The following is a 26,635-nucleotide window of genomic DNA, read 5'->3' on the forward strand; positions in this document are numbered from 1 at the left end:
AAGTGTAGCCACGGGCGTAGGCTGTGCGTCATGGACGCCGCAGTCGACCCCGGCGCCGAGCCGCTGGTCGGGTCGGCCGCCACCGTGGTCCTGATCCGGGACGGCGCGCGGGGCGCGGAGGTCCTGCTCGGCGAGCGGCCGCACGACCGCGGATCGTTCGCGGGCGCGTGGGTCTTCCCCGGCGGTGCCGTCGACGAAGCGGATGCCGGCTCCGACCCGGTCGGCTCCCGGGAGGCGGCCCGACGCGCCGCCGTGCGCGAGACCTACGAGGAGGTCGGGCTCCGGCTCGGGGTCGACGACCTCATCGAGTTCGCGCTCTGGAACCCGCCGAAGGGCGTTCCCAAGCGCATGCGGACCTGGTTCTTCGCGGCGCGCGCGCCGCTCGGCGACATCCACCTCGCCGTCGACGAGTTCGTCGAGGCCGAATGGCTGACGCCCGTCGAGGCCCTCGAACGTCACGCCGAGGGCGCGATGACGCTGTTCCCGCCGACGTGGGTGACGTTGCACGAACTGCGCTGGGCGGGCACCGCCGACGATGCGCTGGCCGCGCTCGACGCCCAGGAGCTCCGCGCCTACACCGGGCGGTTCGACGACGACCGGACGACGTTGTTCTGGCAGGAGGACGAGCACTTCCACACCGACGTGCGCGACCACCGCGCCGTGCCAGACGACGGGCCCGACGCCGAGGGGGCGCGGCACCGGCTCATGATGGACCGGCTGCCCTGGGTGTACCTGCACCAGTTCTGAGGCGGCCCGCCCTGCTCAGAACCAGATGCTCAGGTGCGGGGCCCGCGTCGCGGCGAACATGCGGTCGGCGAGGTCGAGCGCCCCGGCGTTCGAGGCCGTGATCCGGCCCGCCCTGGCGAGTACCGACGGTCGCACCCCGCCGAGGTAGATCGAGCCGAGGTCGCGCACGTCGAGCTTCAGCGAGCGCGGTTCGGCGGTGCGTGCGCGCGAGCCGACCTGTTCGGCCGAGGTCGAACGCGAGCGCGAACGCTCGCGGCGAGGCGCCGACTCGGCGGCCCCGTCGGCGGCGTGCACGACCGCGCGCCCGTCGGCCGAGACGAGGAGGGTGAACCGTCCCGCCGCGTGACCCAGGGGATCCTCGATGTCGAGCACGAGCTCGCCCGCCGCACCGTACCGACGGGCGCCGAGCGCGGCGATCGCGTCGACGATGCGGATCCAGAGGTGGTCGGTCACGTCGGACACGGTCACCGCACGCGGATCCTCGAGCAGCCACTCGAGCGGCTCGTCGACCGAACGCAGCAGCCCGCGCGTGCCCGAGACGAAGTCCTGCTCGATCAGCGCGCGCCACAGCGCGCGCTCGGCGTCATCCGTCGCCGCCGCGAGCACGTCGAACTCGACCCAGCCGGGCTGGTGCGGCTCCCTCGTGACGCGGAACGTCGCGAAGCCCTGCGGCTTGCCGCGCTCGTCGTCGTAGCGGATGGCGCGGAGCGAACGCGACGAATCGGAGTCGGGTTCGGCCAGGCCGAGCACCCGATCGCGGATCGCGGGCCAGCGGTCGATCTCGCCGGGGGTGCGCGCCACCGCGCGACGCCAGAGCGCGGGCGCGAGATCGGCGAGGCCGGCGGGTTCGACGAAGTGCACGCGGCCCGGGGCGTCCGGTCCGGACCAGCGCGCGCGGCGGCGATCGACCTGGATCGTCGCGGCCTTCGCCGCCGGGGCGTACCCGTAGCGGCCGTAGATCGTCGCCTCGGTGACCGTCAGCATCGCGACGGCCGCTCCCGCCTTCGACGCGGTCGCCAGTTCGGCCTCCATCATCGCGCGGGCGATGCCGCGGCGGCGGTGCGTCGGCGCGACCGTCACCGAGCTGACCGCCCAGCCGTCGACGCTGCGGCCGCCGGGCACGCTCAGCCCCGCCGGCCAGCTCGACACCGTCGCGACGGGGACGGCCGGTTCCGGGATCGTCGAGTCGTACACGCCGTGGGCACGGCGCTCGCCGAGCACCCGTCGTTCGAACTCGCGCGCCTCCGGTCGCGGGCGGGCGTGGTGGAACCCGCGCTGGTCGGCGTCGACCCAGGCGTCGACCGCGGCCGTGTCGCCCGGGTCGATCAGGCGGTACTCGAGCCCCTGCGCCGCCAGGGCGGCACGGGCGGCGGCATCGACCGGGAGCGAGCGGGGTTCGAACGACACCGATCCAGCTTATCCGCGTGCCTCCCCTGGCCGGGGGTCGTCCGGCCCGGCCGCTCGGCCCGGGTCGGGGCGCGACCCCGAGGTCGGGGAGCGGGCGGTGCGGGTCTTTCGGCCTCGCGGCGGACCGGCGCGGATGCGACCATCGCGCCATGGGCGATCCGACCAACGTGCCGGCCGGGTGGTACGACGACGGACGCGGCCGGCAGCGGTACTGGGACGGCGGCCGATGGACCGAGCACACCGCCCCGCTCGAGTACGCGGCACCGACCGGGCCGGCGGATCCGGCCGGGCCGGGGGTTCCATCCGAGCCGGGGGCCGGGGCGGATGCCACGCGGCCCTACGATTCGGCGGCGATCGGCGACGGCTCGGTGCGGCCCGACCGCAACGCCGACACGACGCCGTTCGCGGGGCTCCCGACCGGGGGTCCGGGCGGCCCGCCGGATGGCCCTCCGCAGACGAACGTCCTCGGCGTGATCGCGCTCGTCGTCGCCGCGGTCGGGTTCGTGTTCGCCTGCATCCCGTTCGTGCAGGTCGTCGGGTTCGTGCTGCTGCCGATCGCGTTCGTGCTCGCGCTCGTCGCGCTGTTCCTGAAGGGAAGGAAGTGGCCGGCGATCACCGGTCTCGTCGTCTCGGTCGTGGGCGGGATCGTCGGAGCGATCGTGTTCGCCGTCGTCGTGTTCGGCGTCGTCGGGCGGGCCGTCGACTCGGGCGTGCTCGAGGGCCTGGACGGGCTCGCGCCGTCGGTGCCGGTCGATCCGACGGACGGCGTGGAGGACCCGAATGGCGCCGAGCCGGACGACGGCCCGACCGGGGACGGCTCGGCGGGAGGTGAGGTCCTCGCGTTCGGCGAGACCATGGTCTGGAGCAACGACGTCTCGATGACGGTCTCCGAGCCCGAGCCGTTCGCGCCGTCCGGCCTCTCTGCGGGCGCCGACCAGCCGGTCGACCTCGTGTTCACGATCACGATCGTGAACGGCTCCGGCGCGAACGTGCAGCCCGTCGTGCTGACGCGCGTGACCTCAGCGGGCGTCGAGGCGTCGCGCATCTTCGACGTGGGCGCCGAGGGTGGTCAGGTCGGCATCCCGCCGACGACCGCGATCCTGCCGGGCGACTCCATCACCTGGCGGGAGGCGTACTCGGTCGCCGACGCCGCGTCACTCGAGCTGCAGACCGCGCCGTCGTTCGAGTACGAGGTCGTGACCTTCACCGACCTCGCCCCGTGACCGGCCGCATCGTCTTCGCGCCCGACTCGTTCAAGGGCACCGCGTCCGCCGCCGAGGCGGCGGGCGCGCTCGCGGAGGGGTGGCGCACGGTGCGCCCGGGCGACGACCTGGTGCTTCGGCCCATGGCCGACGGCGGCGAGGGCACGCTCGACGCGTTCGCCGCGGCCGTTCCCGGTGCCGAGAGGATCCCCGTGACCGTGCGCGGTCCCGACGACCGGCCGGTGGATGCCGCGTGGCTGCGGCTGCCCGACGGATCGGCGCTCGTCGAACTCGCCGGCACGAGCGGGCTGACGCTGCTCGATGCGCTGCGCCCGCTCGACGCGCACACGTTCGGCTTCGGGGAGGCGGTCGCGTCGGCGCTCGACGCGGGGGCGACGCGGCTGCTGCTCGCGATCGGCGGGAGCTCGTCGACCGACGCCGGCGCGGGGGCCCTGGCGGCGCTCGGGGCGTCGTTCCGCGATCACGAGGGGCGCGAGGTGGTGGGCGGCGCACGCGGCCTGGCCGAGGTCGCCTCGGTCGACGTCTCGTCGCTGCGCGCGCTGCCGCCCGGCGGCGCGTCCATCCTGTGCGACGTCACCAACCCCCTGCTCGGCCCGTCGGGCGCGGCCGCGGTCTTCGGGCCGCAGAAGGGCGCGTCGGCGGCGATGGTCGCGTCGATGGATGTCGCGCTCGCGCGCTTCGCCGTCCTCGTGCCTGGCGGGGCGGCCCTCGCGCAGGCGCCCGGCGCGGGTGCCGCGGGCGGCACCGGGTTCGGGCTCCTGGCGTGGGGCGCGCGCATGTCGGGCGGAGCCGCCGCGGTCGCCGAGGCGATCGGCCTGGCCGGCGCGATCGAGGGTGCCGACCTCGTGGTGACGGGCGAGGGTCGCTTCGACGGGCAGTCCGCGTCGGGGAAGGCGCCGAGCGAGGTCGTCGCTCGGGCGGATGCCGCGGGGGTCCCCGTCGCCCTGGTCGCGGGTGCGATCGCCGCGGGAACGGCCTCCTTCGCGGCATCCGTTTCGCTGACGGACCTGGCGGGCGACGTGGACGCCGCGCGCGGCGAGCCGGTGCGGTGGCTGCGGGCCGCGGGTGCCCGGCTCGCGAGCTCCTGGACCTGATGCCGCCTGCCCGACGCACACCTCCGGGCTTGCATTGTTCGAGCAACAACTAGAACAATGGACGCGTGATCATCCGCATCGATCCCGGCTCGGCGACGCCGATCTTCGAGCAGCTCGTCGCCGCGGTCCGAACCGAGGTGTTCGCCGGGCGCCTCCACGCCGGCGAACGGCTGCCCGCCGCGCGCGAGCTCGCCGCCTCGCTCGAGGTGAACCCGCACACCGTGCTGCACGCCTACCAGGCACTGCGCGACGACGGGCTCATCGAACTGCGGCGCGGCCGCGGTGCGGTGGTCACCGCGGCATCCGCTGCCCTCGCCGAGGTGCGCGACCAGGCAGCCGACCTCGTCGCCGCCGCGCGCACCCGGGGGCTCGGCGCCGACGCCGTCCTCGCCCTGATCCGAGAGGAGTTCGACCGATGACCGACCATGCGCGCCACGGTGCAGCCGAGGCATCCGCCCACGACCGCGGCGACCGCCGCATCCTCCGGCTCATCGTCGTCTGGATCCCGCTCGCGGTCATCGCCGTCGCGACGACCGTCCAGGTGCTCTGGCTGCCCCGGCTGCCGGCCGAGATCGCGGTCCACTTCGACGCCGGCGGCACCCCCGACCGGTTCACGACCCCGCTCCGCTCGGTGCTCGCCTACCTCGCGATCTCGCTCGCGGTCGCCGCGAGCCTCGCGATCGCGACCTTCGCCGGCCGGCGCGCGGCGGTGCGACCCGCCGACGGGAGCCGATCGCGACTGCTCGGCAGGGTGCGCCCGACCGCGGCCGCCGCCCCGGCGACGAGCGTCCTGATCGCCGTCGTGGTGCTCGTGCTCACCGGGGCGCAGCTCGACGGAGCGGTCCCGGCGAGCTGGGTCGCTCCCGTCGCGATCGGCGTCGGGCTCGCACTCGGCCTGGTCGCCGGATGGATCACGTGGCGCGCGCTCCCCGAGCCCGACGCCGGCGAGGCGGCCGATGCCGCGCCGGCACTGCCGCTCGCGCCGGGCGAGCGGGCGGTGTGGACCGCATCCTCGACGGCGCCGTGGGTCGTGTGGGTGGTCATCGCCCTCGTCGCCGGATGCCTCATCGTGCCGATCGTGGTCGCGCCGACCGCGTGGTGGCTCTGGGGCGTCGTGGTGCTCGTGCTGGTGGTGCTGCTCGCGACGATCGGCATCCGGGCGACGGTCGATGCGCGCGGGTTGACGGTGCGCACGCTGTTCGGCGTCCGCCTCGTCCGGGTGCGGCTCGCCCAGGTCGTCTCGGCGGCCGAGGTCGAGGTGCTGCCGGGCGAGTTCGGCGGCTGGGGGTTCCGGATCGACGTCCGCGGGCGGCGCGGCATCATCATGCGCGGCGGCCCGGGCCTCGAGGTGCGGCGGACGGATCGCGCACCGCTGGTGGTCACCGTGCCCGATGCGCGGACCGGCGCCGCACTGCTGAACGCGCTCGCGGCTCGCGCACGCCGGGGCTGACCGCCCGGGTGAGCGCGCGCGGTGGCGCGGCCGTGCGCGCTGCGCCACTTCGTGCGCGCTGCGCCATCTCGCATGGCGCACGGCGCGCGAAGTGGCGCAAAGCGAGCCCGGCCGGGGCGGCTCAGCCGGGCCGGGGGCAGCTCAGCCGCGCGCGTTGCGCCACTTCGTGCGCGCTGCACTACTTCCGGCGGGCGGCTGCGCCACTTCGCGTGCGCTGCGCCATCTCGCGTGGCGCACGGCGCGCGAAGTGGCGCAAAGCGAGCCCGGCCGGGGGCCGGGGGCGGCTCAGCCGCGCGCGGCGGCGGCGGTGGCGGCACGCGCGTACGCGGCCCGGATCTCCGGGTGGGGGTCGGGCTCCGGTTCGGCGACGAACGCGCCCACCCACGTCGGGCGCTCGCCGGTCAGGGCCCATGCGGCCTGACGCGCTGCGCCGTCCGCGACGTACTCGCCCGCTTCGGGCACGAGGATCGGGACGTCGAACACCTGCGCCGCGATCGTGCGCACCGCCGGGTTCTGCGCGGCGCCGCCGATGAGCAGGATGCGCCTGGCATCCACGCCCTGCGCGCGCACCGCGTCGAGCCCGTCGGCGAGGCCGCACAGCAGGCCCTCCACCGCCGCCCGGGCGAGGTTCTCGCGGGTCGCCGAGGCGAGCGTCATGCCGTGCAGCGACGCGGTGGCGTCCGGAAGGTTCGGCGTGCGTTCGCCTTCGAAGTAGGGCAGGAGCACGAGCCCGCCGGCACCGGGGTCGGCCTCGAGCGCGAGGCGGCCGAGGCCGTCGTGATCCACGCCGAGCAGGGTCGCGGTCGCGTCGAGCACCCGGGCGGCGTTCAGCGTCGCCACGAGGGGCAGCCACGAACCGGTCGCGTCGGCGAAGCCCGCGACCGTCCCGGACGCGTCGCGGATCGGGGCGTCGGCGACCGCGAACACCGTGCCGCTCGTGCCGATCGACACCACGACGTCGCCCGGTCGGGCGTCGAGGCCGAGCGCGGCGCCGGCGTTGTCGCCCGCCCCCGGCCCGACGAGCACGCCCGTGGTCGTGGTGCCCGCGGCATCCGTCGGGCCCAGCACGCGCGGCAGGATCGCATCGTGTCCGAGCGCGCGCTCGAGCAGGCCGCGGTCGTAGCCGCCGGCGCCCCAGTACGCCGTGCCGCTCGCGTCCGACCGGTCCGTCGCGAGTGCGTCGAGCACGGGACCGAGCGGCGCGTCGGCGGCATCCGCCGGCCCGTAGCCGCGCAGCCGCCACGACAGCCAGTCGTGGGGGAGCGCGACCGCGGCCACGCGTGCCGCATGCTCGGGCTCGGCATCGCGCAGCCAGCGCAGCTTCGTCGCGGTGAAGGAGGCGACGGGAACGACGCCCGTGCGCTCGGCGTAGGCGGCGGCGCCGACCTCGTCGATGAGGTCGCGCGCGGCGTCGGCCGATCGGGTGTCGTTCCAGAGCAGGGCGGGGCGGATGACGCGTCCTCCGGCGTCGAGCGCGACCATGCCGTGCTGCTGGCCGGCGATCGAGATCGCGGCGACGTCGTCGAGCCCGCCGGCATCGACGATCGCGGCCCGCAGCGCGTCCCACCAGGCGACCGGGTCGACCTCGGTCCCGTCCGGATGGGCGGCACGGCCCGCACGGACGAGGGCGCCGGTCGCGGCATCCCTGATGACGACCTTGCACGACTGCGTCGACGAGTCGACGCCGGCGACGAGCGCCATCGCGTTCCCGCCGGCCCTCAGCGCGCGCCGAGCAGGTGCTCGGTCGCGAGCTGCTGCAGGCGCACGAAGCCGAAGCCGCGCCCGCCGAGGTAGGCGTCCGCGTCGAAGTCCTCGAACGCCGAGCGGTCGGCGAGCAGGTCGTCGTAGGTCTCGCCGGGGTTCAGCGTGGGGGTGGCGAGCTCGCCGACCTTCGCGGCCGCGAGCGCCTCCTGCACCTCGGGGTCGGCGCGGAACGTCGCGGCGCGCTCCTTGAGCAGCAGGTAGGTGCGCATGTTCGCCGACGCGGACTCCCACACCCCCTTCTCGTCCTCGGTGCGCGACGGCTTGTAGTCGAAGTGCCGCGGGCCCTCGTAGGCCGGAACCCCGCCGGGGCCGCCGTTCTCGAGCAGGTCGACGAGCGCGAACGCGTTGTGCAGGTCGCCGTGGCCGAACACGAGGTCCTGGTCGTACTTGATGCCGCGCTGCCCGTTGAGGTCGATGTGGAAGAGCTTGCCGTGGTAGAGCGCCTGTGCGATGCCGGCGGCGAAGTTGAGGCCCGCCATCTGCTCGTGCCCGACCTCGGGGTTGAGGCCGACGAGCTCGGGGCGCTCGAGCGAGTCGATGAACGCGAGTGCGTGGCCGAGGGTGGGGAGCAGGATGTCCCCGCGGGGCTCGTTCGGCTTCGGCTCGATCGCGAAGCGGATGTCGTAGCCCTGGTCGGTCACGTAGTCGCCGAGCAGGTTCACGGCCTCGCGGTAGCGCTCGAGCGCGGCGCGGATGTCCTTCGCCGAGTCGTACTCGGCGCCCTCGCGGCCGCCCCACATGACGAACGTCTTCGCGCCGAGCTCGGCGCCGAGGTCGAGCTGGCGGAACACCTTGCGGAGCGCGAAGCGGCGCACGCGGCGGTCGTTCGACGTGAAGCCGCCGTCCTTGAAGACCGGCGCCGAGAACAGGTTCGTGGTCACCATCGGCACGATGAGGCCGGTGTCGGCGAGCGCACCCTTCAGGCGGTCGATCTGCGTCCGGCGCTCGGCGTCGGTGGAGCCGAACGCGAACAGGTCGTCGTCGTGGAAGGTCAGGCCGTAGGCGCCGAGCTCGGCGAGCTGCTCGACGACGTGCACGACGTCGAGCGCGCTGCGGGTCGGCCCGCCGAACGGGTCGGTGCCGTTGTATCCCACGGTCCAGAGGCCGAAGGAGAACCTGTCGTCGCGGGTGGGTGCGTTGGCCATCGGGGCTGCCTCTCAGCGTCGTCGCAGTTTGTTGCCGTCCACAACATACCTGCGAGGCATCCGCTGCGCAACCGCTCGCCCGGCGCGAGCCCAGGCTCAGCCGGCGACGGGGATCGGGCGCGTCTGCGGCGGCTCGGTCGCGCTCGCAGAGGTGCGCGCCGTCGCGCCGAGCGCGCGGTGCACGCGCCACGCGGCGAACACCGCGACCATGCTGACGCCGAGGTGCATGAGCAGGAACCCGTCGACCAGCCCGGCTCCGAGCAGCACGCCGGCCACGAGCGGTCCGGCCGCGGTGAACGCGGTCTGGAGCGCGGCCATCGCCCCGAGGGTCTGGCCGACCCGGCCCCTGGGTGCGAGCGAGGCGGTCAGCGGGTTCAGCACCGGGCTGTAGATCGTCTCGCCGACCGCGAACACGCCGTAGGTCGTGATGAAGATCGCCGCCGCGACCCCGGGCGCGAACTGCGCGGCCGACAGCCCGAGCCACGCGACGACCCAGATCGAGCCGACGGCCATGAGCAGCGCCGGCGCGCTGCGCTTCGCGGTCAGGCGCACCATGGCGACCTGGATGGCGACGATGACCAGGCAGTTCACCGCCGCGGCGGTGCCGATCGCGGTCGGGTCGATGTCGAGCACCGTGATGCCGTAGGCGGGCAGTCCGGACTCGAACTGGGCGTAGAACCCGAGCGCGAGCGTGATCGTGACGACGGCGGTCCACCGGAGGGCGGGGGTGGCGAAGATGAGCCGGAAGATGCCTCGCCGGCGGTCCTCCACCGCGCGGATCGAGCCCGTGGCATCGCCCGCGAAGTCGGGAGCGGGAACCGGGGCGCCGCGGCCCGCCAGCGCGATGATCGCGCTCGACACGATGAATCCGGCTGCCGCCATGAGGAATCCGACGTGCAGGCCGTCGGGCCGGTCGAGGTCGACGAGGTGCCCGGCGATGAACGCTCCCGCAGCCATGCCGAGCGACTCGCCCGTGAACTTGTAGGCGAACACCTTGCGGCGATCGTCGCTCGAGGACCACTGCAGGGCGAGGACCTGCTTCGCGGGTGCCGCGGCCGACAGGCCGAGGCCGAACACGAACATGCCGGCGAGGAACGAGCCCGGGTCGTTCGCGAGGATGAGCGACGCGGCGCCCGCGGCGCCGATGAGCTGCGCCGTCACGGCGACGCGGACGGGCGGGAACCGGTCGCTGAGCCGGCCGGCGACGGGTGCCGCCAGGAGTGCGCCGACGGAGAAGAGCGATGCCGCGCCGGCCGCGACGAGGGCGCCCCAGTCGCGGGTGTCGGCGGCGTAGGCGTACTGGTAGGGCAGGACCCCTCCCCAGCCGAGCGAACCGATGCTCGAGGCGATGACGAGCAGCATTGCGCGCATGGCGCACCTCCTTGGCGAGTCGTGACGGATGCCGCGGGCCGCCGGCGCGCGGTCGGATGACGCCGACGGCCGGGCGAGCCTTCGGCGTCGAAGAGTTCGATGTCGAAATCTTAGCATTCGAAGTTCATGTGGGAGACTCGTGGGATGGGTGAACGCACCGCGAGCGCGGCGGAACTGCATCGGCGGGCCGTCGCCGCCTACGTCGCCGCCGGCGGCGAGGAATCGGTCCAGCGCGTGATCACCGCGGTGCAGGGCCTGTCGAGGCGACTCGACCAGTGGTACGCGCACCAGCTCGCCGACCTCGAGACGACCCCGGGGGAGTGGGCCGTGGTCGCCGCGCTCGCCAAGGACGGCGGCTCGCTCACGCCCTCGCAGCTCGCCGAGCTCACCAACGTCGCGCCGTCGTCGATGACCCACCGGCTCGACAAGCTCGCCGAGCGTGGCTTCGTCGACCGGACGCCGGACGAGGAGAACCGCACCCGGATCCTCGTGCGGCTCACCGCCGACGGGTGGGAGTTCTTCAGCCTCGCCATCCGCGGTTCCGACGTCGTCGAATCCGACGTCCTGCAGGACCTCGACGACGACGAACGCGGCGAGCTCGCCCGCCTGCTCGAGATCGTGATCGCGCGCCTGGACGACATCGAGGCCTGAACCGGGCTGCATCCTGAACCGGGCTGCATAGAGTGGACGCCGTGATCGATCGCAGCGGCGACGGCCCAGGCGCCGGGACCTCCGACGGCGTGCATCGACGCAACCTCGCCCGGATCCTCGGACTCGTGCACTACCGCGGGCCGCTCTCCCGGGCCCGGCTCACGGCCCTCACGGGCCTGAACCGGTCGACGGTGGCCGCGCTCGCGGCCCGGCTCGTCGACCTCGGTCTCGCCCGGGAGCAGGCCCCGGATCAGACGAGCCGCGCCGGGCGGCCGTCGCCCGTGATCGCCGTGGATCCGGACCTCGTCGCCGTCGCCGTGAACCCCGAGGTCGACGCGGTGACGATCGCGGCGGTCGGCCTCGGCGGGGCGATCGCGGCGCGCGTTCGCGTCGACGTGGCCGACCTCGTGACGCCCGAGCGCACGGCGACGCTGGTGGCCGAGGTCGTCCGGGAGTGGCGTGGCGGCGAGCTCGCGCACGCGAGGTTCGTCGGTGCCGGCCTCGCCGTGCCGGGTCTCGTGCGCGCATCGGACGGCCTCGTGCGGTTCGCCCCGCACCTGAAGTGGCGCGACGCGCAGGTCCGTGAACTCGTCGAGGCGGCGACGGGGCTGCCGACGGCGGCGGGCAACGACGCGACGCTGGGCGCGATCGCCGAACACCGGTTCGGCGCCGGCCGCGGGGTCGACGACCTCGTCTACCTCAACGGCGGAGCGAGCGGCATCGGCGGCGGGCTGGTCGTGCACGGACGGCCCGTGCTCGGGGCGGGCGGCTTCGCGGGCGAGTTCGGGCAGAACCGGCCCGGAATCGACGACGCCGGCGACCGCAGGGCCGTCGGCGGGGTCCTCGAGGACGAGGTCGGTCGATCCCGGCTGCTCGGAGCGCTCGGCCTCCGGTCCGCGGACGAGCCTGCCCTGGCAGCGGCGATCGCGCGCGCGGTGGCGAGCGGCGACGCCGAGGTCGTCGCGGAACTCGACCGCCAGCGCAGGATCCTCGCGACGGCGATCGCGAACGCGGTCAACGTGCTGAATCCGTCGCGGGTGATCCTCGGCGGGTTCCTCGCGACGCTCGCCGAGCAGGATTCCGCTGCGATGCGGGCGGCCGTGGCCGGCCAGGCGATGCCCGCCGCCGCAGAGGACCTGCTGCTCGTGGTCGCGGCGCTGGGCGAGGACCGGCTCCTGGTGGGCGCTGCCGAACTCGCGTTCGCGCCCCTGCTGGCCGACCCCCTGTCGATCGCGGACTGAGCGCCGCGCGAGGTCCGAGCGGATGCCGCGCCCGGCCGTGGCATCCGCCGTCCGTGTGCTGCACGGGGGTGCCTTCGGGTACACTCGGACCCGAGTCGAATCGATTCGAGACCTTCGGGTCGAGATCGTCCCAGACGGCGCCCCCTCCGGGCGCCGTTTCCATTCGCTCGGCGCCCGACGGCGTGCGCCCGAACCGCAGCCTCCAACGACCGCACTCCAGCACGCCTCGGGAACGCCTATGTCCACCGCCTCCATCCCCATCGTCCGGCCGGACGACTACACCGCACGACGCCACCCCGGCGACCTGCTGAGCCCCCGGCAGCGCCTGGTCTACGTCCTGGTCCTGGGCGCGCTCACGGCGCTCGGCCCGTTCACGGTCGACCTCTACCTCCCCGCGTTCCCGGCGCTCGAGTCCGAGCTCGGAGTGTCCGCCTCCGCGGTCCAGGTCACCCTCACGGGCACGATGATCGGCTTCGGCCTCGGCCAGCTCGTGGTCGGTCCCTGGAGCGACAAGGTCGGGCGCCGACTCCCGCTCATCCTCGCGACGCTGCTGCACATCGCGGCATCCGTCGCGGTCGCGCTCGCGCCCGACATCGTCTGGCTCTCGGTGTTCCGGCTGATGCAGGGGTTCGGCGCCGCCGCGGGCGGGGTCGTGGCGATGGCGATGGTGCGCGACCTGTTCGGGGGCAAGCCGCTCGTCCGGATGCTCTCCCGACTCGCGCTCGTGAACGGCCTGGCGCCCGTGCTCGCCCCGGTCATCGGCTCGCAGCTGCTGCAGTTCATGGACTGGCGAGGCGTGTTCTGGGTCCTCGCCGGGTACGGCGCGGCCGTCGTGCTGGCGGTGTCGTTCTTCATCGTCGAGACGCTGCCGGAGTCGAAGCGGCACGTCGCCGGCCACTCGTCCGTGCGCGAGCGCTACCGGGCGCTGTTCCGCGACCGGATCTACCTCGGCGCGGCGATCATCGGCGGCATGACCTTCACGGGGCTCTTCGCGTACCTGACGACCTCGTCGTTCCTGTTCCAGCAGGTCTACGGCTTCACCCCGCAGGAGTTCGGCCTGCTGTTCGCGGTCAACTCCGTCGGCGTGATCATCGGCGTGCAGACCTCGTCCCGGCTGATCCGCGGCCCCGTCCCTCCGCAGTACGTCCTGGCCGTGACCACGATCGTGCACGCGGCGATGGCGATCGCGATCATCGTGCTCGATTCGTCCGGCGCCGGCCTGTGGGGCACCGCGATCCCGTTGTGGATCTTCATCCTCGCGTGCGGGTTCGCGTTCCCCGCGGTGCAGGTGCTGGCGCTCGCCCACCACGGCTCCGAGGCAGGCACCGCCGCCTCGCTCCTCGGCGCGCTGAACTTCGGCCTCGCCGGCGCCATCTCACCGCTGATCGGCCTGTTCGGCGTGAACAGCGCGGTGCCGATGGGGTCGTTCATGCTCGGGGCCGCGTCGATCGCGATCGTCTCGGTCTGGTTCCTCGTGCGCCCGAAGACGGTGCCTGCGCTGAGCGACTGAGACCGGGCGGCGCCCGCCGCCCCTCGGCCCGCCGCGCGGCGGCTCGCGCGACGCGCTCGGCCGCGCCTCCGACGCCCGGCGCTAGCGTGTTCGCATGGCGGTGCACGACGGTGATGCGGGAGCGCCCGGCGCGGGGAACGAGGAACGCGCACGACGCGCGGGTCGGTTCGTCCCGTTCGCAGCCGGCGCCACGGCGCTCGTGCTCGCGCTCGTGCTCGGCGTGGTCATCATGCTCCGCGCGGACGTGCTGTTCCCCGTCGACGAGTCGTGGGCCGAGGAGGTCTTCACGCTGCGCGGCCCCATCGGCGACATCTTCGCCTACGGGATGAACGCGCTCGGCGGTGGCGTCATCGGGGTGTTCGTGGTCCCGATCACCGCCGCACTCGTGCTGATCGCGCTCAGGCGCCCCTGGGCGGCGCTCTTCTTCCTCTCGGCGTCGATCGCGAGCGCGGTCGCCGTGCAGCTGCTGAAGGGCCTGTTCGGCCGGGCCAGGCCCGAGGAGCTCATCGTCGCGACCGACTTCGGTTCATTCCCGTCGGGGCATGTGGCGAACGCCGCGACGATCGCCGTCGTGTTCGGCATCCTCGTCCCGCGGGGGTGGGTGTGGTTCGCGGGCGCGGCGTACACGGTGCTCATGGCGATCAGCCGCACGTACCTCGGCGCGCACTGGGTCACCGATACGATCGGCGGGGCACTCGTCGGCGCGGGCACGGCGCTGCTCGTGTGGTGCCTGTTCGCGACGCCCCTCGAACGCGAGCGCCTGAAGCGCGCCGACGTGATCGCGGAACGCAACCGCGCCTTCGCGCAGTCCCACGTCACGCCCCCCGAAGGACGCCCGCGTTCGGCCCCGTGAGCCGGCCTCGATCGCGAGTGCGGCGGGCGCGGAGCGGCTGCGGGCACGCGCGGCGCGTCAGGTGGTGGGCGCGGACGTCGCGGCGCGCTCGATCCGCTGCAGGAGCTCGGCGGTCACGCTCACGGCGATCGCGGCGGGCTCCTTCGAGCGGATGCCGGCGATGCCGATCGGCGTCTCGATCCGTTCGAGCGAAGCAACGTCGTGTCCGGCCTCGAGGAGCTGCCCGCGGAACCGCGACCACTTCGAGCGCGACCCGATCAGTCCGATCGATGCGAGCCCGGTGGTCCGCAGCGCCGCGTCGCAGATCGCGAGGTCCTCGGCGTGGTCGTGCGTCATGACGAGCACGTGCGCGCCGCCGGGCAGGTCGGCCAGCGCCGCCTCGGGCACGGGCAGCAGGTGCACGCGGACGTTCGCGACCGCGTCGGCGAACGGCCCCGACTCCCCGGGGACTCCGATCCTGCCGGGCGCGAGCATCGCCTCGCGGGAGTCGACGAGGGCGAGGTCGAGCGGATGCCGCGCGAGGATCCTGGCCAGTTCGAGGCCGACGTGCCCCAGGCCGAAGACCGCGACGGCCGGAACGACCGGCAGGGGTTCGAGCAGCATGGTGACCTCTCCTCCGCAGCACTGCACGCCGTAGTCGACGGCGGCCCGGTCGCTCAGGGTGAGCGTGAGCAGTTCCGGTTCGGCTGAGCCGGATGCGAGCAGTTCGCGGGCCCGGGCGAGTGCGGTCTGCTCGAGGTTGCCGCCGCCGACGGTGCCGAACGCGCGGTCGGCCGCGACGACCATCTTGGCGCCGCCGTTGCGGGGCGCGTGCCCCCGAACGGTCGCGAGCGTGACGAGCACTCCGGGCGTGCGTTCGGCCCGGAGGCGCTGCACGGCGTCGATCCAGTCCACGCGCGCCCCGTCACCCGTCGGCGGGCACCGGGACGCCCGCCGGGTCCGCGGGGCGACCGGTCGCGGCATCCGCGGGTGCATCCGCACCCGCCGCGGTCCGCGCCGCCTCGATCGCCCAGAACACCGCCTCGGGCGTCGAGGGTGCCCCGAGCTCGACCGAGCGCCCGGCCGGGCCGAACGCCGCGACCGCGTCGCGGATCGCCTCGCGCACGCTGAACGCGAGCATGAGCGGCGGCTCGCCGACCGCCTTCGAGCCGTAGACGGCGCCGTCTTCCGCGGCGTGCTCGAGCAGGCGCACGTTGAGGACCTCGGGCATCTCCGACAGGCTCGGCAGCTTGTAGGTGCTCGCGGACTGCGTGAGCAGCCGCCCTCGACCGGGCCCGTCGGTCTCGTCCCAGCGGAGCTCCTCGAGGGTCAGCCATCCGGCGCCCTGCACGAAGCCGCCCTCGACCTGGCCGAGGTCGATGAGCGGCGAGAGCGAGTCGCCGACGTCGTGCAGGATGTCGACGCGCAGGGTGCGCGTCGCGCCCGTGAACCCGTCGACCTCGACCTCGGTCGCGGCGACGCCGTACGCGAAGTACTTGAAGGGTTCGCCCTGCATGGCGTCGGCGTCCCAGTGCAGTCCTGCGGTGCGGTAGAAGCCCGCGGCCCACAGCTGCACGCGCTGGTGGTAGGCGGCGGCGGCGACCTCGGCGAACGAGAGCGACGGGGTCGGATCGGCATCGGCGCAGCCCACGCCGACCGGGCCCGGCCCAAGACCCCCGACGCGCCCGCCGCCGAACCGCACGTCGTGTTCGTCGAGGCCCAGCAGGCCCGCGGCGACGGATGCCAGGCGCCCGCGGATCTGCTCGCAGGCGTGCTTGATGGCGCCGCCGTTGAGGTCGGCGCCCGAGGACGCCGCGGTCGCGGAGGTGTTGGGCACCTTGTCGGTGCGCGTGGGGGCGAGGCGCACGGTCTCGATCGGCACGCCCAGCGCGGTCGCGGCGACCTGGAGCATCTTGGTGTGCAGGCCCTGGCCCATCTCGGTTCCGCCGTGGTTGACCAGCACGGATCCGTCGCGGTAGACGTGCACGAGGGCGCCGGCCTGGTTGTACGAGGTGAACGTGAACGAGATGCCGAACTTCACGGGCGTGATGGCGAGTCCGCGCTTGAGGTCGGGGTCGGCGGCGTTCGACCGGGCGATCGCGTCGCGTCGCGCGTCGAGGTCGGCCGAGTCCCGCAGGTCGGCCCACATCGCGCGGAGCCGTTCGGCGTGCCGGACGGGCTGGCCGTAGGGCGTGGACTGCCCTGGCGCGTAGAGGTTGCGCTCGCGGAGCACGTCGGCGGGGATGCCGAGCAGCGGGGCGACCCGCCCGAGGAGGTCTTCGACGACGAACATGCCCTGCGGCCCGCCGAAGCCGCGGAACGCGGTCTGCGAGGTCTTGTTGGTCTTCGCGATGCGGCCGTGCGCGGTGACGTCGGGGATGAAGTAGGCGTTGTCCACGTGCAGCAGGGCGCGGCCGAGCACGGGCTCGGAGAGGTCGAGGCTCCAGCCGCCGTCGGCGGTGAGGGTGGTCTCGAGGGCGAGGATTCGGCCGTCGTCGTCGAATCCGGCCCGCCAGGTCGCGTGGAACGGGTGGCGCTTGCCGGTCATGGTGAGGTCCTGCGTGCGCGTGAGCCGCACCCGCACCGGGCGCCCGGTCAGCTGGGCGCCGATCGCGGCGACGGCTGCGAACCCGTGGGGCTGCATCTCCTTGCCGCCGAAGCCGCCGCCCATGCGCAGGCATTCGACGGTGACGCGGTGATTCGGAACGCCGAGCACGTGCGCGACGATCTCCTGGGTTTCCGACGGATGCTGGGTGCTCGACTCGATGAACACCTGCCCCTCGGAGTCGATGCGGGCGAGCGACGCGTGCGTCTCGAGGGAGAAGTGCTCCTGCCCGCCGACGATGCTCGTTCCCTCGAACACGTGCGGTGCGCGCGCGAGTGCGGCGGCGGCGTCGCCGCGGCGGATCGTCGGCGAGATGCCCTGGAACGATCCGGCCTCGATCGCCTCGGCGACGGTGATGATCGAGGGCAGCGGTTCGTAGGCGACCTGGACGGCCGCCGCGCCCGCGCGCGCGGCGTCGGCGCTCTCGCCGAGCACCCACGCCAGCGCGTGCCCGTGGTACATCGCCTCGGTCGGGAAGAGCGGTTCGTCGCCCTTCGCGCCGGCGTCGTTCACGCCGGGCACGTCGTCGGCGGTGAGCACGCGCACGACGCCCGGCACGTCGAGCGCGGGCGCGATGTCGAGCGCGACGAGTGCGTGGGCGTGCTCGGACTGCACGGGCCACGCGGTCAGCACGCCCGAGGTGGTCGGGGCGAGGTCGTCGGTGTAGACCGCCGCGCCGGTGGCGTGCAGCACGGCGCTCTCGTGCGGCAGCGGGCGGCCGACGACGGCGTCCCGCGGGCGCGCGGCGAGTTCGCTCGTCATGCGGGCACCCCCGCGGCCGCCTGGGTGCTGCGGTGCAGCCTCAGCAGCGCCGTGCCGAGCGTGCGGGAGCGGTACTCGGCGCTCGCCCGGTGGTCCGACATGGGCGTGCCTTCCGAGGCGAGAACGGATGCCGCCTCCCGGACGCTCTCACGCGTCCACTCGCGCCCGACGAGCGCGGCCTCGGTCGCGCGTGCCCGGATCGGCGTGGCCGCGACCCCGCCGAGTCCGATGCGCGCCGACGTGACGAGGCCGCCGTCGATCTCGAGCGCGAAGGCCGCGGCGACGCTCGAGATGTCGTCGAAGCGGCGCTTGGCGATCTTGTGGAACGCGGTCGTGCCTGCGAGCGGCAACGGGATCCGCACCGCTCGGATGAGTTCGCCGTGTGCGAGCACGGTCTGCCGGTACCCCGTGAAGTAGTCGGCCAGGTCGACCTCGCGCTCGCCGTGGGCGGAGGCGAGCACGAGTCGTGCGTCGAGGGCGAGCAGCGCGGGCGGGGTGTCGCCGATCGGCGAGGCCGTGCCGAGGTTGCCGCCGATCGTGGCCCGGTTGCGGATGAGCGGGGAGGCGAAGAGCGGGAACAGCTCGGCCAGGAGCGGCACCCGGCCTGCCAGGCGCCGCTCGATCTCGGTGAGGGTGAGCGCGGCGCCGATCTCGATGCTCGCGTCGCCGACCTCGAACGTGCGCAGTTCCGGGAGGCGTTCGATCGCGATCGTGAGCGGTGCCCTGCGCCCCCGGAGGTTGACCTCGACGCCCCAGTCGGTCGTGCCGGCGGCGAGGACCGCGTCGGGTTCGTCGCCGAGCAGGCGGAGGGCCTCGTCGAGCGAGGCGGGGCGGATGAAACGGCCGGCCCCGTCGTCGAGCCGGGTCGACGCGGATGCCGGCGCGGGGCGCTCCAGCCGGGCCGCGAGTTCGTCGCCCGCTTCGGGCGCGCCGAGCGCGAACGCCGCATCCCGGATCGGCCGGTATCCGGTGCAGCGGCACAGGTTGCCGGCGAGGGAGTGCAGGTCGAAGCCGTTCGGGCCGTGATGCGTGCCGGCCGCGGCATCCGCTTCGTCGTCACCGACCGCGCGCCGATCGCGCCGGTAGAACTCGGCGGCCATGCTGCACGCGAAGCCGGGCGTGCAGTAGCCGCACTGCGATCCGCCGGCCTCGGCGAGGCGCTGCTGGACCGCGTGCGGCTGCTCGGCCGTGCCGAGCCCCTCGGCGGTGACGACCTCCTGGCCGTGGAGCGCCGCTGCCAGGACCAGGCACGCGTTCACGGCCGTCCACTCGGTGCTACCGCCGTCTGCGGGCGTCGCGACGAGCACGGCGCACGCGCCGCACTCGCCCTCGGCGCAGCCCTCCTTGCAGCCGGTCAGGCCCAGGCTGCGCAGCCAGTCGAGCGCGCTCGTGTGCGCGGAGACGTCGTGCAGCGGGCGGTGCCGCCCGTTGACCGTCACGCCGATGTGATCCATGGTCGAACTCCTCGTGCTGCGGAGTCTACGCCGACGGGTTCGGCCGTGACCGGTTACGCCGACGGGGCATCTGCGCCAAGATGAGGCTGAGCGCGACCGTGCGGCGGTCCGGACGCCGAGGTCCGGGCGGCTGCCGGAGGGGAGCCGTGGCATGAGCATCGAGATCGTCGGCGACGCCCGGGTGCCGGGCGACGAGGAGATCCTGTCGGACGCTGCGCTCGCGTTCGTCGAGGAGCTGCACCGGCGGTTCGACGCGCCCCGCCGCGAGCTGCTCGCAGCCCGCCGCGCACGGCGCGAGCGCATCGCCGCGGGCGAGCCGCTCGACTTCCTCGCCGAGACGGCCGACATCCGCGCCGGCGACTGGCGGGTGCCGCCCCCGCCGGAGGCGCTCGCCGACCGTCGCGTCGAGATCACGGGCCCCGCCGCGCCCGCCAAGATGGCGATCAACGCGCTGAACTCGGGTGCACGGGTCTGGCTCGCCGACCTCGAGGACGCGTCGAGCCCGACCTGGCCGAACGTGGTCGGCAGCGTCCGGAACCTGCGCGACGCCGCGCGCGGCACGCTCGCGTGGACCTCGCCCGAGGGCAAGGAGTACGCGCTCCGCACCGACATCCGCCGCCCCACGGTCGTCACGCGCCCCCGCGGCTGGCACCTGCCGGAGAAGCACGTCCTCATCGACGGCGACCGCGCGTCGGGGGCGCTCGTCGACTTCGGCCTGCACGTCCACCACACCGCGCGCCTGCTCATCGACGGCGGGGCGGGGCCGTTCTACTACCTGCCGAAGCTCGAGAGCCACCTCGAGGCGCGGCTCTGGAACGACGTGTTCACCTTCACCGAGGAGCGGATGTCGCTGCCGCCCGGCACGATCCGCGCCACGGTCCTCATCGAGACGATCCCCGCGGCGTTCGAGATGGACGAGATCCTGTACGAGCTGCGCGAGCACGCCTCGGGGCTGAACGCGGGGCGCTGGGACTACCTGTTCAGCATCATCAAGGTGTTCCGCGACGCCGGACCCGAGTTCCTGGTGCCCGACCGGGCGTCGGTCGCGATGACGGCGCCGTTCATGCGCGCCTACACCGACCTGCTCGTGGCGACCTGCCATCGGCGCGGCGCCGTCGCGATGGGCGGCATGGCGGCGTTCGTGCCGAACCGCGCCGACCCCGACGCCACGGCGGTCGCGTTCGAGAAGGTCCGCGCCGACAAGACGCGCGAGGCCGGCGACGGCTTCGACGGGTCGTGGGTCGCCCACCCCGACCTGGTGCCCGTGTGCCGGGAGGTCTTCGACGGCGTGCTCGGCGAGCGGCCGAACCAGCTCGATCGGCAGCGGCCCGAGGTCGCCGTGTCGGCCGCGGACCTGCTCGACGTGGCATCCGCCCAGGGCCGCATCACCGAGGCCGGACTGCGCACGAACCTGTCGGTCGGGGTCGCCTACACGGCGGCCTGGCTCTCGGGCGACGGCGCGGTCGCGCTGCACAGCCTCATGGAGGATGCCGCGACGGCCGAGATCTCGCGCTCGCAGGTGTGGCAGCAGCTGCGGCACGAGGTCGTGCTGGCCGACACGGGCCGCCCGCTCACGCCCGACCTCGTGCGCGAGGTGCTCGCCGAAGAGGTCGAGGCGCTCCGCGCCGGCGTGCCGCCCGAGCGCTTCGCCGCGCACTACGAGCCGGCCGCGCGGCTCGTGGCCGACCTCGTCCTCGACGACGACTACGTCGACTTCCTCACCCTGCCTGCCTACGAACTGCTGGAGTGAGCGTGCGCACCGCCCTCCCGTCCGACGTGCTCGCCGCGGTCGAGGCCCGACTGGCCCCGACCGACCGGCTGCTGCGCGACGCCTACCCGGGCGAGGACGGCACGCGCCGGCCCGTGCACACGGTGTACGTGCCGGCCGACCGGTACACCCCCGAGCTCCCCGTCGAATGGGGGCGCGCGGCGCGCGACGCGGCCGCCGGCGCCGGCGGAACGGAGGTGCTCGCGATCGACGTCGGCCTCAGGTACGGCGTCGCCACCGAGGTCGCGCCGCGGGTCGACGCGAAGCTCGCGAGCGAACCCATCGAGGACCTGCGCATCGACTTCGAGGACGGCTACGGCGACCGCGGCGACGCAGCCGAGGACGCCGACGCCGTCCGTGCGGCCAAGCGCGTCGTCGCCGCCGAGGGCGCGCACTTCGCCCCGCCGTTCATCGGGATCAGGTGCAAGTCGTTCGAGGCCGCGACTCGGGCCCGCGGCATCCGCACCCTCGACCTGTTCGTGACCACCCTCGTCGAACAGGGCGGGCTGCCCGACGGGCTCGCGCTCACCCTGCCGAAGGTCTCCACGGTCGCGCAGGTCGAGGCCATGGCCGAGATCCTCGCCGCGCTCGAACGCGTGCACGGGCTGCCCGACGGTCGGCTCGGGTTCGAGGTGCAGGTCGAGACGCCGCAGGTCGTGCTCGGGCCCGACGGCACGGCCCCGGTCGCTCGCATCGCGCACGCGGCCGCGGGCCGAATCACGGGGCTGCACTACGGGACGTGCGACTACAGCGCCGCGCTCGGCATCGACGCGCCGCAGCAGTCGCTCGAGCATCCCGCGGCCGACCACGCGAAGCACGTCATGCAGGCGGCCGTCGCGGGCACCGGCATCCGCCTCTCGGACGGCTCGACGAACGTCCTGCCCGTCGGCGACGGCGCACCCGACGCATGGCGGCTGCACGCCCGGCTCGTGCGCCGCGCGCTCGAGCGCGGCTTCGCTCAGGGGTGGGACCTGCATCCCGCGCAGCTGCCGACCCGGTACCTCGCGACGTACGCGTACTACCGCGAGGGGTACCCGGCGGTCGCGGCACGGCTGCGCCACGTGCACGAGGGCACGCGCGGCGCCGTGCTCGACGAGCCGGCGACCGTGCGCGCGCTCACGGGGTTCGTCCGCCGCGGGGTGCAGTGCGGGGCGCTCGCGGCCGACGAGGTCGCCGCCGACACGGGACTCGACCCGGCCGCACCCGCCCAGCACCCCGAGGAGCACTCATGAGCCGGACGCCGCGCTACTACACCCCGCCCGGCGGGCTGCCCCCGCAGACCGAGCTCCTCACCGACCGGGCGATCGTCACCGAGGCGTACACCGTCATCCCGAAGGGCGTGCTGCGCGACATCGTCACGAGCCACCTGCCCGGCTTCGCCCGCACCCGATCGTGGATCCTCGCCCGCCCGATCGCCGGGTTCGCCACGACGTTCGCGCAGCTCATCGTCGAGATCGCACCCGGCGGCGGGGCCGCCCGGCCCGAGGTCGAGGAGGGTGTGGAGGGCGTCGTGTTCGTCACGTCGGGCGTGCTCGCGCTCGACGTCGAGGGCGTCCGGCATGCGCTCGGGCCGGGCGGGTACGCCTACCTGGCGGCGGGCGCCGGCTGGTCGATCGCGAACGAGGGCGAGGCCGCCGTGTCCTTCCACTGGATCCGGAAGGCGTACGAACCCGTCGACGGGATCGCGCCGCCCGTGTCGTTCGTCACGAGCGACGCCGACGTCGCGCCCGAGCCGATGCCCGGCACCGACGGCGCCTGGGCGACCACGCGGTTCGTCGACCCCGACGACCTCGCGCACGACATGCACGTGAACATCGTCACGTTCGCCCCCGGCGGGTCGATCCCGTTCGCCGAGACGCACGTCATGGAGCACGGACTGTTCGTGCTCGAGGGCACGGGCGTCTACCGGCTGAACGGCGACTGGGTCGAGGTCGAGGCCGGCGACTTCATGTGGCTGCGGGCCTTCTGCCCGCAGGCCTGCTACGCGGGCGGGCCCGGCCCGTTCCGGTACCTGCTGTACAAGGACGTCAACCGCCAGGTGCGCCTGACCCATCCGCCGGGCGGGCGGGCGGCGAGCCGGTGGGGGTGAGCGAGCGGATGCCGCGGGCCGACGCCGGGGCGAGGCGTCGCGCCGACGCCTTCGAGGCCTTCGACGTCGTCTTCGCGGGCGAGCGCGTGCTCGTCGGCGGCGCGTTCGTCGCGGCCGAGGTGGGCGTGCGCGGCGGACGGATCGCCGCCATCGCGCCGCGCTCGGGAGCGGATGCCGCACGGCCGGCGGGCGGGCACCGCGTCGACCTCGCCCGCGACGAGGTGCTGATCCCCGGCCTCGTCGACACGCACGTGCACGTGAACGAACCCGGCCGCACCGAATGGGAGGGCTTCGCGAGCGCGACGCGCGCCGCCGCCGCCGGCGGAGTCACCACGATCCTCGACATGCCGCTGAACAGCATCCCGCCGACCGTCTCGGTCGATGCGCTCGCCGTCAAGCGCGCCGCCGCAGACGGGCGCGTGTTCGTCGACGTCGGGTTCTGGGGCGGGCTGGTGCCCGGCGGGCAGGGCGACCTCCTGCCGCTGCACGAGGCGGGGGTGTTCGGCTTCAAGTGCTTCCTCGTCGACTCCGGAGTCCCCGAGTTCCCGCCCGTCGCCGCCGACGAGATGGAACGTGCCATGGCGGTGCTCGCGGATGCCGGGTCGATGCTCATCGTGCACGCCGAGGACGCGGCGCTCATCGCCGCGGCGCCGAACCCGCACGGCCGCGACTACGCCGACTTCCTCGCCTCGCGCCCGCGCGAGGCCGAGCAGGCCGCCATCCGCTCGGTCATCGACGCCGCACGCCGCACGGGTGCGAGCGCCCACATCCTGCACCTCAGCTCGGGCGACGCGCTTCCCGAGCTCGCCCGGGCGCGCGCCGCGGGCGTGCCGATCACCGCCGAGACCTGCCCGCACTACCTCGTGCTCACCGCCGAGGACGTCGCGCCCGGCGCGACCTCGGCCAAGTGCTGCCCGCCCATCCGCGAGGCCGCGAACCGCGACGCGCTCTGGACGGGTCTCGCCGACGGCACGATCGACCTGATCGCCTCCGACCACTCGCCGGCGCCCGCGTCGCTCAAGCTCGCCGGCGGCGGCGACTTCGCCGAGGCGTGGGGAGGGATCGCGTCGCTCCAGCTCGGGCTGCCCGTCGTCTGGACCGAGGCCCGTCGCCGCGGCATCCGTCTCGAACGCGTCGTCGACTGGATGTCGGGCGCGCCAGCCCGACGCGTCGGGCTGGCCTCGAAGGGCTCGATCGAGGTGGGCCGTGCGGCGGACCTCGCGATCCTCGCGCCCGACGAGACCTTCGTCGTGGATGCCGCCGCGCTCGAGCACCGGCACCCGATCACGCCGTACGACGGGCGCGAGCTGTGCGGCGTGGTGCACGCGACCTACCTCGCCGGGCGGCGCGTGGATCGCGACGTGCCGCGCGGAAGGCTGCTGCGCAGGGAGGGTCCACCGGCAGAATCGGGGGATGGTGCGGGCGATGACGCTTGACGCGTTCAACGGGGCCGGTCGGCCCGAGGCGATCGCGCTGCTGCGGCCCTGCCTCGACATCGACCGGTGGTGCGAGGCCGTCGTCGACGCGCGGCCCTACGCCTCGGTCGCCGACCTCGTCGAGGCGGCCTCGGCGGCCGCGGACCCGTTCACCTCACGCGAGATCGAGGGTGCGCTCGCGCACCACCCGAGGATCGGCGAACGACCTGCCGGCGGGGGAGCCGAGGCGAGGATGTCTCGCGCCGAGCAGGCGGGGGTCGACCCCGCCGATGCCGAGGTCGCGGCGGCGCTCGCCGCGGGCAACCGGGCGTACGAGGAACGGTTCGGGCGCGTGTTCCTCATCCGCGCCGCGGGACGCTCCGCGCGCGAGATCCTCGCGGCCCTCACCGAGCGGCTCGCGCACTCGCCCGAGGACGAGGAGCCCGTCGTCGCCGACCAGCTCCGCCAGATCGCCGTGCTCCGACTGAAGGGACTGCTCGCATGACCAGCCGAGAGCCTGCGACCGCGGCCGCGCGCGCGGCCGCGCGCAGCCGCATCACGACGCACGTGCTCGACGCGACCACGGGCCGGCCAGCCGAGGGCGTGGTCGTCGAGCTGTCCGTGCACGACGGCTCGGGGTGGCATCCGCTCGACGACGCCGCGACCGACGCCGACGGTCGCATCTCGCACATCGGGGCCGTCGACCCGCCGGCGGGCGACTACCGCCTGCGCTTCGACACCGCGGCGTGGTTCGGCGCGCGCGGGGTCGAGACGTTCTACCCCGAGGTCGTGCTGACGTTCCGCGTCGCCGACGACGGACGGCACGTGCACGCGCCGCTCCTGCTGAGCCCGTTCGCCTACTCGACCTACCGAGGGAGCTGACCGCCGTGACCGCCCCCACCGCGCCGGAACCGCCCGCACCCCGCTCCGCGGCATCGGATCCGCCCGAGTCCGGAATCGTGCTCGGCGCGAACCAGTACGGCAAGGCCGAGGTGCGCGTCGTCAAGCTCACCCGCGACACCGAGCGCCACGAGATCGACGACCTCTGCGTGACCTCGCAACTGCGGGGCGACTTCACCGCTGCGCACGTCGACGGCGACACCAGGTGCGTCGTGGCGACCGACACGCAGAAGAACACGATCTTCGCGTTCGCGCGCGACGGAATCGGCTCGCCCGAGGCGTTCCTGCTGCGCCTGGCCGACCACTTCACGGGATCGTTCGACTGGGTCACGGGCGGACGATGGGAGGCGGAGTCGACCGCGTGGCAGCGCATCGAGGCGCACGGCGCCGCCCACGACCACGCGTTCGTGCGCGGCGGGCAGGAGGTGCGCACCGCTGTCGTCGTCGCCGACGGCGGGGCGCGGCATGTGATCGCCGGGCTGCGGGGGCTCTCGGTGCTCAAGAGCACCGGGTCGGGGTTCGAGGGGTTCCCCAGGGATCGCTACACGACGCTGACCGAGACCGCCGACCGCATCCTCGCGACGGATGTCACCTGCCGGTGGCGGTACGCGGTCGAGGAGGTCGACTACGACGCGGTGCACGCGAGCGTCCGGTCGCTGCTGCTCGAGGCGTTCGCCGACCAGTACTCGGCGGCGCTGCAGGCGACGCTCTACGACATGGGCCGGCGCGTGCTCGAGGCGCACCCCGAGATCGCCGAGATCCGGCTCTCCATGCCCAACAACCACCACTTCCTCGTCGATCTCGCGCCGTTCGGGCTCGACAACCCCGGCGAGGTGTTCTACGCCGCCGACCGCCCGTACGGTCTCATCGAGGCATCCGTCGAACGGGCCGGAGCGACCGGCGCGCCCGCCGCCTGGGACGGCATCGCCGGCTTCTGCTGACCCCCCGCCGCGCTCGCCACCTCCTCCTGCCCCGCCGCTCGCCCCCCACCGCCCGCCCTCCCTCTGCCGCCCGCCCTCCCCGTTCAGGACGAATGGACCGACACGCCGCCGCCGAGCCGCCGACACGCGGCATCCGCTCCCGATCGTCCTGAACGGGCAGAACGCTCGGGCGGGCCGGTCGGGCGGGCAGCTCGGGCGGGCAGTTCTGCGCAAGCGCGATGCAGAGAATTGTCCAACTGGACAATTACGCATGATCGGGCTACCGT

General features: G+C 74.3%; 23 protein-coding genes. 16 read left to right on the forward strand and 7 right to left on the reverse strand.

Features of this window, described 5'->3' with window-relative positions; all coding sequences use genetic code 11:
* The first annotated feature begins 30 nt into the window (after positions 1 to 30).
* Positions 31 to 747 (forward strand): NUDIX hydrolase, encoded by a 717-nt coding sequence (locus DSM26151_RS03590; RefSeq protein WP_234661062.1) that lies wholly within the window; start codon positions 31 to 33, stop codon positions 745 to 747.
* Between the two features lie 15 nt (positions 748 to 762).
* On the opposite strand, the gene DSM26151_RS03595 is transcribed toward DSM26151_RS03590, so the two are convergent.
* Positions 763 to 2,154: a GNAT family N-acetyltransferase gene (locus DSM26151_RS03595; RefSeq protein WP_234661063.1), complete on the reverse strand. Its 1,392-nt coding sequence runs from the start codon at positions 2,152 to 2,154 to the stop codon at positions 763 to 765.
* 149 nt (positions 2,155 to 2,303) lie between these two features.
* Between DSM26151_RS03595 and DSM26151_RS03600 the strand changes: the two genes are divergently transcribed.
* The 4 genes from DSM26151_RS03600 to DSM26151_RS03615 all read left to right on the forward strand — a co-directional run bounded on the left by DSM26151_RS03600 (position 2,304) and on the right by DSM26151_RS03615 (position 5,921).
* Complete coding sequence (locus DSM26151_RS03600; RefSeq protein WP_234661064.1) at positions 2,304 to 3,377, forward strand: DUF2510 domain-containing protein; 1,074 nt, start codon at positions 2,304 to 2,306, stop codon at positions 3,375 to 3,377.
* Complete coding sequence (locus DSM26151_RS03605) at positions 3,374 to 4,471, forward strand: glycerate kinase (protein ID WP_234661065.1); 1,098 nt, start codon at positions 3,374 to 3,376, stop codon at positions 4,469 to 4,471. The genes DSM26151_RS03600 and DSM26151_RS03605 overlap by 4 nt, the downstream gene beginning before the upstream one ends.
* A 65-nt stretch (positions 4,472 to 4,536) precedes the next feature.
* Positions 4,537 to 4,890, forward strand: a complete 354-nt coding sequence (locus DSM26151_RS03610) for a GntR family transcriptional regulator (RefSeq protein WP_234661066.1) — start codon at positions 4,537 to 4,539, stop codon at positions 4,888 to 4,890.
* Entirely contained in the window at positions 4,887 to 5,921 is a 1,035-nt protein-coding gene (locus DSM26151_RS03615; protein WP_234661067.1) for a DUF1648 domain-containing protein, read from the forward strand. The genes DSM26151_RS03610 and DSM26151_RS03615 overlap by 4 nt, the downstream gene beginning before the upstream one ends.
* Before the next feature lie 285 nt (positions 5,922 to 6,206).
* Here the strand turns inward: DSM26151_RS03615 and xylB are convergent, their stop codons facing one another.
* From xylB to DSM26151_RS03630, 3 genes are all read right to left on the reverse strand, one after another.
* Positions 6,207 to 7,622, reverse strand: coding sequence for a xylulokinase (xylB, locus tag DSM26151_RS03620; protein ID WP_234661068.1), 1,416 nt, complete (start codon positions 7,620 to 7,622; stop codon positions 6,207 to 6,209).
* 17 nt (positions 7,623 to 7,639) lie between these two features.
* Positions 7,640 to 8,830 carry a xylose isomerase gene (gene xylA, locus DSM26151_RS03625; protein WP_234661069.1) on the reverse strand — a complete coding sequence of 397 codons (1,191 nt, stop codon included), beginning with the start codon at positions 8,828 to 8,830 and terminating at the stop codon, positions 7,640 to 7,642.
* 96 nt (positions 8,831 to 8,926) lie between these two features.
* The gene (locus DSM26151_RS03630) at positions 8,927 to 10,201 is read right to left on the reverse strand and encodes an MFS transporter (protein WP_234661070.1); all 1,275 of its coding nucleotides are present in this window, start codon (positions 10,199 to 10,201) and stop codon (positions 8,927 to 8,929) included.
* A gap of 144 nt (positions 10,202 to 10,345) precedes the next feature.
* Between DSM26151_RS03630 and DSM26151_RS03635 the strand changes: the two genes are divergently transcribed.
* The 4 genes from DSM26151_RS03635 (at position 10,346) to DSM26151_RS03650 (ending at position 14,456) form a co-directional block, all read left to right on the forward strand.
* Complete coding sequence (locus tag DSM26151_RS03635) at positions 10,346 to 10,852, forward strand: MarR family winged helix-turn-helix transcriptional regulator (protein ID WP_234661071.1); 507 nt, start codon at positions 10,346 to 10,348, stop codon at positions 10,850 to 10,852.
* Between the two features lie 41 nt (positions 10,853 to 10,893).
* On the forward strand, positions 10,894 to 12,093 hold the full coding sequence (locus DSM26151_RS03640) for an ROK family transcriptional regulator (RefSeq protein ID WP_234661072.1): 1,200 nt from the start codon (positions 10,894 to 10,896) through the stop codon (positions 12,091 to 12,093).
* A 238-nt stretch (positions 12,094 to 12,331) separates the two neighbouring features.
* A complete protein-coding gene (locus tag DSM26151_RS03645) occupies positions 12,332 to 13,603 on the forward strand; it encodes a multidrug effflux MFS transporter (RefSeq protein WP_234661073.1) in 1,272 nt (423 codons plus the stop codon).
* Positions 13,604 to 13,697: 94 nt separating this feature from the next.
* Complete coding sequence (locus DSM26151_RS03650) at positions 13,698 to 14,456, forward strand: phosphatase PAP2 family protein (RefSeq protein ID WP_234661074.1); 759 nt, start codon at positions 13,698 to 13,700, stop codon at positions 14,454 to 14,456.
* Between the two features lie 57 nt (positions 14,457 to 14,513).
* Here DSM26151_RS03650 and xdhC read toward each other — a convergent pair whose 3' ends face one another.
* From xdhC to DSM26151_RS03665, 3 genes are read right to left on the reverse strand one after another with little or no spacing between them, the layout of a single operon-like run.
* A complete protein-coding gene (xdhC, locus tag DSM26151_RS03655) occupies positions 14,514 to 15,350 on the reverse strand; it encodes a xanthine dehydrogenase accessory protein XdhC (RefSeq protein WP_234661075.1) in 837 nt (278 codons plus the stop codon).
* Positions 15,351 to 15,360: 10 nt separating this feature from the next.
* On the reverse strand, positions 15,361 to 17,802 hold the full coding sequence (xdhB, locus tag DSM26151_RS03660; RefSeq protein WP_234661076.1) for a xanthine dehydrogenase molybdopterin binding subunit: 2,442 nt from the start codon (positions 17,800 to 17,802) through the stop codon (positions 15,361 to 15,363).
* Positions 17,799 to 19,256, reverse strand: a complete 1,458-nt coding sequence (locus DSM26151_RS03665) for a xanthine dehydrogenase small subunit (protein ID WP_234661077.1) — start codon at positions 19,254 to 19,256, stop codon at positions 17,799 to 17,801. Before DSM26151_RS03665 ends, xdhB begins: the two co-directional genes overlap by 4 nt.
* 151 nt (positions 19,257 to 19,407) lie before the next feature.
* On the opposite strand from DSM26151_RS03665, the gene aceB reads away from it, so the two are divergent.
* The 7 genes from aceB to pucL all read left to right on the forward strand — a co-directional run bounded on the left by aceB (position 19,408) and on the right by pucL (position 26,369).
* Positions 19,408 to 21,006: a malate synthase A gene (gene aceB / locus DSM26151_RS03670; RefSeq protein ID WP_234661078.1), complete on the forward strand. Its 1,599-nt coding sequence runs from the start codon at positions 19,408 to 19,410 to the stop codon at positions 21,004 to 21,006.
* A gap of 2 nt (positions 21,007 to 21,008) precedes the next feature.
* Positions 21,009 to 22,256: a DUF6986 family protein gene (locus tag DSM26151_RS03675; RefSeq protein WP_407651026.1), complete on the forward strand. Its 1,248-nt coding sequence runs from the start codon at positions 21,009 to 21,011 to the stop codon at positions 22,254 to 22,256.
* Positions 22,253 to 23,113, forward strand: coding sequence for a bifunctional allantoicase/(S)-ureidoglycine aminohydrolase (locus DSM26151_RS03680; RefSeq protein WP_234661080.1), 861 nt, complete (start codon positions 22,253 to 22,255; stop codon positions 23,111 to 23,113). Before DSM26151_RS03675 ends, DSM26151_RS03680 begins: the two co-directional genes overlap by 4 nt.
* 8 nt (positions 23,114 to 23,121) lie before the next feature.
* Positions 23,122 to 24,549 carry an allantoinase AllB gene (gene allB / locus DSM26151_RS03685; RefSeq protein WP_234661783.1) on the forward strand — a complete coding sequence of 476 codons (1,428 nt, stop codon included), beginning with the start codon at positions 23,122 to 23,124 and terminating at the stop codon, positions 24,547 to 24,549.
* Positions 24,539 to 25,033 carry a 2-oxo-4-hydroxy-4-carboxy-5-ureidoimidazoline decarboxylase gene (uraD, locus tag DSM26151_RS03690; RefSeq protein ID WP_234661081.1) on the forward strand — a complete coding sequence of 165 codons (495 nt, stop codon included), beginning with the start codon at positions 24,539 to 24,541 and terminating at the stop codon, positions 25,031 to 25,033. The genes allB and uraD overlap by 11 nt, the downstream gene beginning before the upstream one ends.
* On the forward strand, positions 25,030 to 25,410 hold the full coding sequence (gene uraH / locus DSM26151_RS03695) for a hydroxyisourate hydrolase (RefSeq protein ID WP_234661082.1): 381 nt from the start codon (positions 25,030 to 25,032) through the stop codon (positions 25,408 to 25,410). Before uraD ends, uraH begins: the two co-directional genes overlap by 4 nt.
* A 74-nt stretch (positions 25,411 to 25,484) precedes the next feature.
* The gene (gene pucL, locus DSM26151_RS03700; RefSeq protein WP_234661784.1) at positions 25,485 to 26,369 is read left to right on the forward strand and encodes a factor-independent urate hydroxylase; all 885 of its coding nucleotides are present in this window, start codon (positions 25,485 to 25,487) and stop codon (positions 26,367 to 26,369) included.
* Positions 26,370 to 26,635: the final 266 nt, after the last annotated feature.

The organism is Agromyces marinus, from assembly GCF_021442325.1.
Taxonomy (GTDB): Bacteria; Actinomycetota; Actinomycetes; order Actinomycetales; family Microbacteriaceae; genus Agromyces; species Agromyces marinus.